This is a genomic window from Streptomyces sp. cf386 (assembly GCF_900103585.1).
Taxonomy (GTDB): Bacteria; Actinomycetota; Actinomycetes; order Streptomycetales; family Streptomycetaceae; genus Streptomyces.
Window position 1 is genome coordinate 882,574 of the sequence record NZ_FNHV01000001.1, and the last position, 11,961, is coordinate 894,534.

Genomic DNA, 11,961 nt, shown 5'->3' on the forward strand with positions numbered 1-11,961 from the left:
TGCTTTCCAGAGTGACCTCGTCCGTGCGGTACGTGTGCCTGAGAGATTCCGGGGAGGATTTGCTCCTTCGGCGCCTCCGATGGTGTTCGGAGGACTCTCCCGCACGGGGTCAGCAGCCGCTAGCAACAGTACCAGCGAGGTCAACGCACGGACCTTCGAGTGGCCGCACTCACCAATGTGCCCTTTCGTAGTGCTTACGGATGAGTTGCGACCAAGTGGAGGGCCCGTGCAGACCGACATCGATCCGCGCAACCTGATCGGCCGTAAGGCCTTCGACCGCAACGGCACCAAGATCGGCACCATCGACGAGGTCTACCTCGACGACGCGACCGGGGTGCCGGAATGGGCGGCGATACGCACCGGCCTGTTCTCCCGGGACGCCTTCGTCCCCTTGGAGCCCAGCGAACTCATAGAGGGCACCCTCCACGTCCCCTTCGAACGAGCCCTGATCAAGGACGCCCCCGACTTCGGCGTAGGCCGCCACCTCTCCCCCGAACAGGAACTCCAGCTCTACCACCACTACGGCCTGAACGTGGCCCCTCCACCCCCCATCCCAGACCGAGACTTCGGCAAGCTGGCAGGCACAGACGACACCTGACCCACCGGCCCACCCCACAACAGCCCCGCCAAAACGTCCGCCTCACCCTGCAGCCCCCACCAAACGCCTGCCACACCCCACAACCACCATCACGGCGCTCCAGCCCCACCCCATAATGAAGCCCGCGGCACGCCTGCCTCACTCCACCACAGCGCCCACGACACACCGGCCCCACCCCACGACACTCCGCTCCCGCCGCACAAGCGCTCTCACAGCACGCCTGCTCCCCCTACGACGCGCTCCATCCCCCAACGACCCGCTGGAGCGCTCCTTAGCCCGCCCTCGCGCACCTGAGGCCACACCCACCCCAGCTACCGGCCCGCCCCGCACAGCCCGCGACACCCAAGCCCACCCAGCCTGCCGACAGCCATGCAGCTGGAACGGAGCCCACCCAAGCAAGCGCAACCGCCGGGTCCCCGTCTCCCACCCAGCCTGCGGACAGCGGCGCCGCTAGGACAGAACCCACCCAAGCAAGCACAACCCCCGGGTCCCGCCACCACCCAGCCTGCCGACACCCACGCCGCTAGGACAGAACCCACCCAAGCAAGCACAGCCGCCAGGTCCCCGCCACCCACCCAGCCTGCGGGCAGTCGTGCCGCTGGGGCGGCACGGGTGGGCGCAGGCGGCACCCCGCAAGCGCGGGCGAGCGTCCCCACCTCCAGCGCAACCACAACCCCGGCTCGGCTCGGCTCGGCAGCCAAGCTCCCCCACGCCCCCAGCCACCCCACGCCCGCCAGCCGACCCGCCCCCTAGCCGCCCGGCATCGCAGATTCCACCCCCGAGTCCCCCTCCCCACCCCCCGCACCCGAACCCCCAGGTCTTCGCGCCACCAACGGCAACGGCTCCGCCGCCTCCAACCCCGGATCGTCCACCCGAAACGTCCGCACCCGCCCCGGCTCCGACCCAGGCGTCTCGAACCGCACAGTCACCCGCCCGAGCCCACTCCCCTGCACCCACCCATGCCCGAACTCGACGTGCCGCACGTCATGCCCGGCAACCCACCGCCGCTCAACAGGCACAACCTCCCGCTCCTCCCCAGGCCCCCCGTGATCCCCCTCCTCCTCGGAATCCTCCACCCGAACCCCCGCCGCCTGCGCGAACAGATCCTCCTGCGTGTAGTCGGCCAACCCACTCACCCCGACCCCCAGCAGCCGCACACCCCCCGTCGTATCCACGGCATCCAGCAACCGCGCCGCAGCCTCCCGCACCACCGCCGGATCATCCGTAGGCCCCCGCAACGTCTCGGACCGCGTCAGCGTGGAGAAGTCGTACCGCCGCACCTTCAGCACGATCGTCCGCCCGGACAACCCGGCCCCCCGCAACCGCCGCACACACCGATCGGCCAGCCGCTGCACCTCCAGCCCGACCCGGACCCGATCATGGATGTCCACGTCATACGTGTCCTCGACAGAGACCGACTTCGCCTCGCGCTCCGCCACCACAGGCCGATCGTCATGCGCCAGCGCCATGGCGTACAGGGCATGCCCATGCGCCTTGCCGAGCAGCCGTACGAGCTCGTCCTCCCCCGCCTCGGCGATCTCGTCGACCGTGTGGATCCCGGCCCGCCGCAGATGGTCCCCCGTCGCCGGCCCCACCCCCGGCAACGTCCGCACGGACATCGGCCCGAGCAACGCCCTCTCGGTCCCGGGCTCGATCAGCACCAGCCCATCGGGCTTGGCCTGCTCCGAGGCGATCTTCGCCAGCATCTTGGACGCGGCCAGCCCCACCGACCCCGCAAGCCCGGTGACGGCCCGTATATCGCCGCGCAGCTTCGTCCCCACCAACCGCGCCGACCGCTCGTCCCAGGCCACTCCCCCGGCGTCCAGATCCACGAACGCCTCATCCAGGCTCAGCGGCTCCACCAGCGGCGACAGCTTCCCCAGCAGCCCCATCACCAGCTCGCTGATCTCCCGGTAGACCCCGAAGCGCGGCACGAGATACGCGGCATTCGGCGCCAGCCGACGCGCCTGGGCCATGGGCATCGCCGAGTGCACCCCGAAGACCCGAGCCTCATAGGACGCGGTGGCGACGACTCCACGCGGCCCGAGCCCGCCCACGATCACGGCCTTCCCGCGCAGGCTCGGCTTGGATGCCTGCTCCACCGAGGCGTAGAAGGCATCCATGTCGAGATGCAGGATCGTGGGCGCGTTTCTCACATCTCCGATGCTGCCTCACGCCACTGACATTGCCCCGCTACGACCGCTCGGCCCGTCGGCCACCCGCCCCGTCGAAGCCGCCCCCAGTCGGCGACCCGACAGCCGCCAGGCCCTGCGGCAACAGCCACTCAGACCGTTCCGACCGCTCAGACCGCCCGATTACGCCGCCGAGCCAGCTCATCCGCCGGGTTGTGCCCGACCAATGTCTCCCCGGTGTCGATCCGCTCCCCGTGCAACTGCGACAAGGCGCTCTCGACGTCCCGCCACACCACACCCACGGCGATCCCGAAGATCCCCTGCCCACCCTGGAGCAGTGCATGGACCTCGTCCGGCGAGGTGCACTCGTACACCGTCGCCCCGTCGCTCATCAGCGTCATGCGCTCCAGATCGCGAAAGCCCCGCTCCCGCAGATGCTGCACGGCGGTACGGATGTTCTGCAGCGACACACCGGTGTCGAGGAACCGCTTGACGATCTTCAGGACGACGACGTCCCGGAAGCTGTACAGACGCTGGGTCCCCGACCCGTACGCGGGTCGCACGCTCGGCTCGACAAGGCCGGTGCGCGCCCAGTAGTCGAGTTGCCGATAGGTGATGCCGGCGGCCGCACACGCCGTCGGACCCCGGTAGCCGATCTCCTCGGACTCCATGGACGCCGCCCCTCCGCCGCTGCTCGGCACGGCCGTCGGTCGCTGCGGAGCATGATCGGTCGCGCTGCCCTGAAGCGGGTACGGTCCGCTCGTCTTCGCCTCGAGACTGCGCCCGGAAGCGCCCCCACCCGCACCGTCGCCGCTGCTTCTCACGCCGACCTCCGTCCTTGACCTGCCTTCTCGACGGTAGGCAGTCACCAGGGGTGCGTCAACGATCGCCACACTCGGCACGCCGAGTGATAATCACCCTAGGAGTGGTTTCCCGCACCCCACCGCGGGGAAAGGCTAGCCGAATGCTCTCGGACAAGGCCCCGGGACGCTCTCACTCGCCTCCGGCAAATGCCGGCATTTGAGCCGCAACCGGCTGTGGGCCGCCCGTTCACGGACCGCGACCCGCCGAGCAGCCCACGCCGCCTCACTGACTGCTGGTGCCGAAGTCCTCCGGCGAGATCTGGTCGAGGAATTCGCGGAACTTCTCCACCTCGTCCTCCTGCTCGTCCGGAATCGCGATGCCGGCATCGTCGAGCACCCCGTCGCTGCCGTAGATCGGCGTTCCGGTGCGCAGGGCCAGCGCTATGGCATCGGACGGGCGGGCGCTCACCTCGACGCCGCTGGCGAAGACCAGCTCGGCATAGAAGACGCCCTCACGCAGATCCGTGATGCGCACTTCGGTGAGCTCCTGACCGACGGCCTCCAGCACGTCCTTGAACAGGTCGTGGGTCAGCGGTCGCGCAGGGGCCATGCCCTGCTGGGCGAAGGCGATCGCCGTCGCCTCCCCCGGCCCGATCCAGATAGGGAGGTAGCGGTCGCCTCCCACTTCGCGCAGGAGCACGATCGGTTGGTTGGAGGGCATTTCGACCCGGACACCTACGACATCGAGCTCGTTCACACAGCAACCCTAGGCCGTGCCCGGGACGTTTGGGTAGTCGGGCCGAGAACGGGTGGCCGATCCGGCCGATCCCGGGTATGCCCGGCTCAGGGCAGCCGCACCCCGAGAGCGGTCTGCACCAGCGCGGCATGCAGCTTCACCGTCAGTCCCGCCAGCTCCTTCGCACGGGCCTCCGCGTGAGCCCTGGTCTGCGGGTTGCGGTGACGCCTGAGGGGTGCCACGACCTGGTCCACGAGCCCGGCCTCACGGTCGGCCGCCGCCTTCATCACCCGAAGATGCCTCGGCTCGATCCCGAACCGCCCCAGCTCGGCCACGAGCGAGACCACGGTCACCGCCTCCGCGTCGTACGCCCCGCCCGGCAACGGAGCGATCAGGCCGTACGACTCCCACTCCTCGAGCTCCTGCTCACCGATCCCGGCGGCCACGAGCAGCTCGGCGCGCCCCACCCGGGCCACCGTGGGCCCCTCGACGGGCTCCAGAACGGTTTCGCCGTCCCGCTGGCGGCACAGGGTCGGCAGGGGGGCGGCTTCACCGCGCTCCATGGCGTCCAGATGCTCGCGGATCACCTTGAGCGGCAGATAGTGGTCCCGCTGCATCCGCAGCACATGGCCGAGGCGCTCGACGTCCTGCGCGCTGAACTTGCGGTACCCCGAGGGGGTCCGCTGCGGCTCGACAAGACCCTCCGACTCCAGAAAGCGGATCTTGGAGATGGTGATGTCAGGGAACTCCTCGCGCAGCCCGTTCAGGACCGTGCCGATGCTCATCAGCCGACTGTCCGCGGCGGCGGTGCCGGGCCTGGCACCGCCACTCGGTGTTTTCAGCATGGACCTTCCCTGGGTCTCCCCGGATGGACTCCGGGGGAGGGTCAGTAGCCCCGCTGGCTCGCGTAGAAGACCAGCCGGTACTTGCCGATCTGCACCTCGTCGCCGTTGTTCAGAGCGACCTGGTCGATCCGCTCACGGTTGACGTACGTACCGTTCAGACTGCCGACATCGGCCACCGTGAACGAGCCGTCCTGGGCGCGACGGAACTCCACGTGGCGACGCGAGACCGTCACGTCGTCCAGGAAGATGTCGCTCTGCGGATGCCGCCCGGCCGTGGTCAGATCGCCGTCCAGGAGGAAACGGCTGCCCGAGTTCGGCCCGCGACGCACCACCAGCAGCGCGGAGCCCAGCGGCAGCGCGTCGACGGCCGCCTGGGCCTCGGGAGACAGCGCCGGGATCTGCGTCTGGCCGGTGACCTCGGCGTCGTAGGCCTCAAGGCCGGAGATGGAGATCGTGGAGGTCGTCTCGGACGGGCGCTCGGGCGTGGCACCGGCCCGCAGCGGAGCGCCGCAGTTGGAACAGAAGCGGCTGTTCTCCGCGTTGCGGTTACCGCACCTCGTACACACCAGGGCCGACATCGGGGAAAACCCTCCACCCGTACTTGAGGTTGACGGTTGCCCGAAACCTATGCCGCCGGACTGGCCAGGGTCAACTGACGGCGCGCCTTGACCTCCGGAAATGTCACCGCCCGGTCCAGACACCTGATCCCGGAACAGGGGACGCTGCCCTTCCTCGTCTCCCTGTGCGCGATGACGAGCGGTCGCGTTGTCGCTACCCTCTCGCGCGCTCTTGCCGAACAACTTCGCAAACAACTTCACGGGCGATTCCCCTTGACCGAAACAGACCCGCCCGTGGGGCAGGACGAACCCTGACTGCTCACTCTGGCCGACCCGGACATCTTCACAACGTCCGTCTCCACCAGACAGTTTCCACCACGCACCACCCATTCGGTGCGCCGACCCCCCGCAACCTCATGCCCTCGCCGGACGTCCCCCATGCACCGCCGGTTCACTGGGAGGACGACCGAGCGTAGTCAGGCCGCTTCGCCGCTCGCAAGGCGTCCACAACGATCTTGTCCGACCGCTCGATGGTCACGGTGGCCTGCTCCTTCTCGAGAGTCTGCACCACGCCTCCAGGGATGTTGAGCGCCGGCTCCAGGTCCTGCGGCTTGCCGATGACCTTGAAACGATAGGGAGCGTTGATCTTGTTCCCGTCGACGCTCACGCTGTTGCCGGATTCCGTCAGATAGGTACCGGCGACGACGCGTACGCCGTTCACCTGGATCGCCTCCGCGCCGGCCGCGCGCAGCTCCTGGATCGCGTCGAGCAGCATGTCCGCTTCGACCGTCCCCTTCGTGTCGTCGATGGTCAACGTGATGCCTGGTCCCTGCGCGGCCACCGTGCCCGCCAGAATGCCGAGTTGCCTCTCCTTCTCGACCGTCTGCTTGCGGGCCTCCTCAGCCTGGTTCGAGCTGTTCTCCAGCTCGTCGCGCTGCTTTTCGAGACCTTGCTTCTCGTCCTCAAGACGCTGAGTACGGTCGTCCAGTTCATCGAGAATGCGAACGAGATCTTCCTGACGTGCGCCACGCAGGGCGCTGTCACCGTCGCTGTTCGACGCGACCTGGACGGCCAGGCCGAAGCCGAGGCCGAACAACAGCAGCGCGACGATGAGTTGGGCCCGGGTGACCCTCGGCGGCCACAGCCCCTGCACCAGCCGCTGCCGCCCGCTCAGCCCGGTCTGCTGCTCCTCAGGAGCCTGCACGGCCTCGGCAGCACCGACCGCCGGCACCTCCTCGGGCAGTTCCTTGCGCAGCCTGTTCTCGGGGGTCTCGTCGTGGTTGCTCATCGGCCTCACGCCCGGAACACGTGCCGGCGAATCGCCGCGGCATTGGAGAAGATCCGGATGCCAAGCACGACGACGACACCCGTGGACAGCTGGGCACCCACGCCCAACTTGTCACCCAGGAACACGATCAGCGCGGCCACGACCACGTTGGACAGAAACGACACGACGAAGACCTTGTCGTCGAAGATGCCGTCGAGCATGGCCCGCAGACCCCCGAAGACGGCGTCCAGCGCCGCCACGACGGCGATCGGCAGATAAGGCTCGACGACCGCCGGAACCTCAGGCCGGACCAACAGGCCGGCCACGACTCCCACGACGAGGCCCAGTACGGCGATCACGATGTGCCCTTCTCGGTTTTCTCGGTGTTCGGCTGTGCTGTACGTACGGTCACGCTCGGTGCGGCGGGCAGTCGGAGGTCGTCCTGCACGGAAATGCTGGTCCTGATCCCGAAGTTCTCCTGCAGGGCGTGCAGGTAGAGCCCGTCGGCGCTGTCCTGGAACCTGGTGCTGAGCCGCTTCCCGTCCCCCACCGCGAGCACCGTGTACGGCGGAACCAGCGGCTTGTTGTCGACCAGTATCGCGTCACCCGCGGCCCTGATCGCCGACAGGGCCGTCAGCCGCTGCCCGTTGATGGAGATCGCCTCGGCTCCCGACTCCCACAGTCCGTTGACCACACGCTGCATGTCGCGGTCGCGCACCCGCCCGGTGTCGGAGAACCCGGATGTCCCGCGCGGATTGCCGTCGCCATCCGTGGAGGCTTCCTTGGCGTCGTTCACGACCAGCCTCACGCCGGGCCCGTGCACCTCTACGGCACCCGCCAGGATGCCCACCAGCTCGGCCTGGTCGCTGTCGCCCGTCGTCTTCAGCGCCTCGCGCTGCCTCGCGTTCACGTCGTCACGCAGCTGGTCGACGGACTCCTCCAGCTGATCCGCCGCCGCCGTCTCACGGTCGATGCGGTCGATCAGTTCCTCGCGCTCCTTGGCCATGACCGGCGCCGTGACCCGCGCCTGCGCCGCTCCCACGGTCACCACGAGCGCCGCGAGCACTAGACCAGCAGCGAGCCCCAGCTTCGCCCGCAGCGTCTTGGGCAGACCCCCGTAGCCCGCGGCCTTCTTCCGGGCGGCAGCCTCGGCATACCCGTCGTCGAGGCTGTGATCCATGACGTTGGTGAGCAGCGACATGGACGCGTCCGGCCGCGAGGGGGGCGTAGGTGTGCTCCGAACGGGGGGCTGCGGCATGCCGCACATCGTCGCACGTTGCGACCACTACCTCCGAATGGCCCCACCGGCGTGCCGGACAGGCCCCGTTCGAGGGCACCTGTCCGGCACGCGCGCGTGCTGCTTGCCTCAGCGGCCGGCGCTGTCCACGACAGCCGCCCACTCGTCGAGCAGGGCCTGCGCGGACGCGTCGTCCGGCCCCTCGGCCCACAGATGGGTGACCGCTTCGGCCGGGTCGGGCAGGACCATCACCCAGCGCCCGTCGGTCTCCACCACCCGCACCCCGTCAGTGGTGTCGACAAAGCGATCGCCGGCCGCCTCGACGACCCGCCGCATCACCAGCCCCTTCACGGCCCAGGGAGTCGCAAGATCCCGCTTGATGACATGCGCCCGCGGAATCCGCGCGTCGATCTGGCTGAGCGTGAGCTGCGTCCGCGCCACCAGCCCGATCAGCCTTACGAAGGCCGCCGTACCGTCGAAGACGCTGCTGAACTCCGGGATGATGAACCCGCCCCTGCCGTCACCACCGAAAATCGTCGTGTCGTCGCGACCGACCCGGGTCAGATCGTCCGGAGACGTGGTCGTCCACTCCACCTGAGTCCCGTGATAGGCCGCCACCTGCTCCGCGATCCGTGTGGTGGTCACCGGCAGCGCCACCCGCCCACTGCGCCGCTCAGCGGCCACGAGGTCGAGCATGACGAGCAGGGCCCGGTCGTCCTCGACGATCCGCCCCTTCTCGTCGACCAGCGACAGCCGCTCACCGACAGGGTCGAATCGCACCCCGAACGCGGCCCGCGCCGAGGCCACGATCTCTCCCAGCCGCACCAACCCCGACCGCCGCGTGTCCGCCGACTCCGTGGGCCTCGACTCGTCGAGACCGGGGTTGATGGTCAGCGAGTCCACGCCGAGCTTCCCGAGCAGGCTCGGCAGCACAAGCCCGGCACTCCCGTTCGACGCATCGACCACGACCTTGAGCCCCGACTCCGAGATCCCGGTCGTATCGACGTTCCGCAGCAACGACCCGGTGTACGAGTCGAAGACACTGGCCGGAAAATGCAGGTCCCCGATCTCGCCCGGGAAGGCACGCCGGTACTCCTGCCGCGCGAAGACCCGGTCAAGCTTGCGCTGACTGGCCTGCGACAGGTCGGCCCCTTGCCCGTCGAAGAACATGATGTCCACGGAATCCGGCACCCCGGGCGTCGTCCGGATCATGATCCCGCCGGCACTGCCCCGCGCAGTCTGCTGCCGCGCCACAGGCAGGGGTACGTTCTCCAGGTCTCGTACGTCGATGGCGCTGGCCTGCAGCGCGGAAATGACCGCCCGCTTCAGCGCCCGCGCACCACGGGAGTGGTCGCGAGCCGTCGTGACCGTGGACCCCTTCTTCAAGGTCGTCGCATAGGCACCGGCGAGGCGCACGGCGAGCTCGGGCGTGATCTCCACGTTCAGGATTCCGGAGACACCACGGGCACCGAAGAGATGCGCCTGGCCCCTCGACTCCCAGATCACCGAGGTGTTGACGAAGGCGCCGGCCTCGATGGTCTTGAACGGATAGACGCGCACATTGCCCTGAACGATCGATTCCTCACCGATCAGGCACTCGTCACCGATGACCGCGCCGTCCTCGATCCTCGCGGCGCGCATGATGTCGGTGTTCTTTCCGACGACGCAACCGCGCAGATTGCTGTGCTGCCCGACGTACACGTTGTCGTGGACAACAGCCTTGTGCAGAAAGGCTCCGCTCTTCACGACGACGTTCGAGCCGACGACGGTGTGCTCTCGGATTTCGGCTCCGGCCTCGACCTTGGCGTAGTCGCCGATGTACAGCGGCCCACGAAGCACAGCATCGGAATGCACCTCGGCGCCTTCCGCCACCCACACACCCGGGGAGATCTCGAAGCCGTCGATCTCGACGTCGACCTTGCCCTCCAGAATGTCGGCCTGCGCCTTCACGTAGCTTTCGTGAGTGCCGACGTCCTCCCAGTACCCCTCCGCGACATACCCATAGATCGGCTTGCCCTCCTTCATCAACTGCGGGAAGACATCACCGGACCAGTCCACGGGAACGTCGGGCTCGACATAGTCGAAGACCTCGGGCTCCATGACATAGATGCCGGTGTTCACCGTGTCCGAGAAGACCTGACCCCAGGTTGGCTTCTCGAGGAAGCGCTCGACCCGGCCTTCCTCATCGACAATGGTGATGCCGAATTCCAGGGGATTGGGCACACGAGTCAGACAGACGGTGACCAGCGCGCCGTTTTCCTTGTGGAAATTGATCAGCTCGGTGAGGTCGAAGTCGGTCAGGGCATCACCGGAGATGACGAGGAAAGCATCGTCCTTCAACGCCTCTTCGGCGTTCTTGACGCTTCCGGCGGTACCGAGTGGCTTCTCCTCATTGGCATAGCTGAGCTCCATTCCGAGCTCTTCACCGTCACCGAAGTAGTTCTTGACCAACGAGGCCAGGAACTGAACGGTCACCACGGTCTCGGTCAGCCCATGCCTTTTGAGCAGCCGCAGAACGTGCTCCATGATCGGCCGGTTGACCACCGGCAGAAGCGGCTTGGGCATGCTTGAGGTCATGGGGCGCAGGCGTGTGCCTTCGCCCCCGGCCATCACGACGGCCTTCATGTCGGAAGCGTCCTCCTCGAAGAGACGACGGTCTAGCCGACTTCACCCGTCCAGATTGTCCCGCACTTTTCCGCCGCGGGCCATCGAGGCGTTACGCCCACTTCAATCCGCGAGTTCAATCGGCCATGGCGTCCGCACGAACCAGGCGGCGGACTTGCACCACGTAGAGGACTCCTGCCCACCAGTACAGCGTTGTACCCCATCCTGCGAACGCCCATCCGAAAATAGCAGCGAGTGACGGTAGCCAGCCACTCCCGTCACTGAGCAGCAACAACGGGAAGGCGTACATCAGGTTGAACGTGGCGGCCTTCCCAAGAAAGTTCACCTGCGGCGGCGGATAGCCATGGCGCCTGAGGACGCCCACCATCACCAGCAGAACCAGCTCTCGCGCCAGAAGTGCAGCGGTCAACCAGATGGGCAGAATCTCGCGCCAGGTGAGACCGACCAAAGTCGAGAGAATGTAGAGCCGGTCGGCGGCGGGATCCAGCAGCCGGCCGAGACTGCTGATCTGGTTCCAACGCCGCGCGAGCTTGCCGTCCAGATAGTCACTGACGCCGCTCAGAGCCAGCACCAGAAGCGCCCAGCCGTCGCTCTTCGGCCCGCCGAACTCGGGCCTCAGAATCAGCCACAGGAACAGCGGCACGCCAACGAGCCGCGCCATGCTGAGGATGTTGGGGATGGTGAGGACCCGGTCCGTCTGGACGCGGGTCTCCTGGACCTCCACCCGGGAGCCTCCTGTGGGAAACGTACTTACGATGCCCCCTGACCCTACCCCAACGCAAAAAAGCTCTGGCTCTCGGGCTGCGTGCCCGAGAGCCAGAGCTCTAAAAGGAGTTCGGCGGCGTCCTACTCTCCCACAGGGTCCCCCCTGCAGTACCATCGGCGCTGTAAGGCTTAGCTTCCGGGTTCGGAATGTAACCGGGCGTTTCCCTCACGCTATAACCACCGAAACACTATGAAACTGTCAAACAAAGCCACACCGCTGCTGTGACTACAGCGGGGCCGTTCGTGGTTTCAGAACCAACACAGTGGACGCGAGCAACTGAGGACAAGCCCTCGGCCTATTAGTACCGGTCACCTCCACACATTACTGTGCTTCCAGATCCGGCCTATCAACCCAGTCGTCTACTGGGAGCCTTACCCCATCAAGTGGGTGGGAGT

The 11,961-nt window shown here is 67.5% G+C and carries 11 protein-coding genes, 2 rRNA genes and 1 riboswitch; of the genes, 1 reads left to right on the forward strand and 12 read right to left on the reverse strand.

Annotated elements, in window-relative coordinates:
- Window positions 1-16: 16 nt before the first annotated feature.
- Window positions 17-112, reverse strand: a riboswitch (glycine riboswitch).
- Between the two features lie 114 nt (window positions 113-226).
- Window positions 227-598: a PRC-barrel domain-containing protein gene (locus tag BLU79_RS03990; protein WP_177000845.1), complete on the forward strand. Its 372-nt coding sequence runs from the start codon at window positions 227-229 to the stop codon at window positions 596-598.
- A 749-nt stretch (window positions 599-1,347) separates the two neighbouring features.
- Here BLU79_RS03990 and BLU79_RS03995 read toward each other — a convergent pair.
- The 12 genes from BLU79_RS03995 to BLU79_RS04050 form a co-directional block, all read right to left on the reverse strand.
- Window positions 1,348-2,754 carry a DNA polymerase IV gene (locus BLU79_RS03995; protein WP_093904142.1) on the reverse strand — a complete coding sequence of 469 codons (1,407 nt, stop codon included), beginning with the start codon at window positions 2,752-2,754 and terminating at the stop codon, window positions 1,348-1,350.
- A gap of 146 nt (window positions 2,755-2,900) precedes the next feature.
- Complete coding sequence (locus BLU79_RS04000; RefSeq protein ID WP_093904143.1) at window positions 2,901-3,554, reverse strand: MerR family transcriptional regulator; 654 nt, start codon at window positions 3,552-3,554, stop codon at window positions 2,901-2,903.
- Window positions 3,555-3,816: 262 nt separating this feature from the next.
- Window positions 3,817-4,290 (reverse strand): bifunctional nuclease family protein, encoded by a 474-nt coding sequence (locus BLU79_RS04005; protein WP_004002801.1) that lies wholly within the window; start codon window positions 4,288-4,290, stop codon window positions 3,817-3,819.
- 86 nt (window positions 4,291-4,376) lie between these two features.
- Window positions 4,377-5,114, reverse strand: coding sequence for a transcriptional regulator FtsR (locus BLU79_RS04010; RefSeq protein ID WP_093904144.1), 738 nt, complete (start codon window positions 5,112-5,114; stop codon window positions 4,377-4,379).
- Between the two features lie 41 nt (window positions 5,115-5,155).
- Window positions 5,156-6,061, reverse strand: coding sequence for an FHA domain-containing protein (locus BLU79_RS04015; RefSeq protein ID WP_093904145.1), 906 nt, complete (start codon window positions 6,059-6,061; stop codon window positions 5,156-5,158).
- Window positions 6,062-6,122: 61 nt separating this feature from the next.
- A complete protein-coding gene (locus BLU79_RS04020; protein ID WP_093904146.1) occupies window positions 6,123-6,959 on the reverse strand; it encodes a DUF881 domain-containing protein in 837 nt (278 codons plus the stop codon).
- A gap of 5 nt (window positions 6,960-6,964) precedes the next feature.
- Window positions 6,965-7,297, reverse strand: a complete 333-nt coding sequence (locus tag BLU79_RS04025) for a small basic family protein (protein ID WP_003988855.1) — start codon at window positions 7,295-7,297, stop codon at window positions 6,965-6,967.
- Window positions 7,294-8,205 carry a DUF881 domain-containing protein gene (locus tag BLU79_RS04030; RefSeq protein WP_093904147.1) on the reverse strand — a complete coding sequence of 304 codons (912 nt, stop codon included), beginning with the start codon at window positions 8,203-8,205 and terminating at the stop codon, window positions 7,294-7,296. The genes BLU79_RS04025 and BLU79_RS04030 overlap by 4 nt, the downstream gene beginning before the upstream one ends.
- A gap of 99 nt (window positions 8,206-8,304) precedes the next feature.
- Entirely contained in the window at window positions 8,305-10,800 is a 2,496-nt protein-coding gene (locus BLU79_RS04035; RefSeq protein ID WP_093904148.1) for a mannose-1-phosphate guanyltransferase, read from the reverse strand.
- A 115-nt stretch (window positions 10,801-10,915) separates the two neighbouring features.
- On the reverse strand, window positions 10,916-11,524 hold the full coding sequence (locus BLU79_RS04040; protein WP_093904149.1) for a cardiolipin synthase ClsA: 609 nt from the start codon (window positions 11,522-11,524) through the stop codon (window positions 10,916-10,918).
- 109 nt (window positions 11,525-11,633) lie between these two features.
- A 5S ribosomal RNA gene (rrf, locus tag BLU79_RS04045) occupies window positions 11,634-11,750 on the reverse strand.
- 94 nt (window positions 11,751-11,844) lie between these two features.
- A 23S ribosomal RNA gene (locus BLU79_RS04050) occupies window positions 11,845-11,961 on the reverse strand; the annotation flags it as partial.

Coding starts and splice junctions, on each gene's coding strand:
- BLU79_RS04010 (WP_093904144.1), bottom strand. CDS start 5,114: ATGCTGAAAACACCGAGTGGCGGTGCCAGGCCCGGCACCGCCGCCGCG.
- BLU79_RS04015 (WP_093904145.1), bottom strand. CDS start 6,061: ATGGGTGGTGCGTGGTGGAAACTGTCTGGTGGAGACGGACGTTGTGAA.
- BLU79_RS04020 (WP_093904146.1), bottom strand. CDS start 6,959: ATGAGCAACCACGACGAGACCCCCGAGAACAGGCTGCGCAAGGAACTG.
- BLU79_RS04030 (WP_093904147.1), bottom strand. CDS start 8,205: ATGTGCGGCATGCCGCAGCCCCCCGTTCGGAGCACACCTACGCCCCCC.
- BLU79_RS04035 (WP_093904148.1), bottom strand. CDS start 10,800: ATGAAGGCCGTCGTGATGGCCGGGGGCGAAGGCACACGCCTGCGCCCC.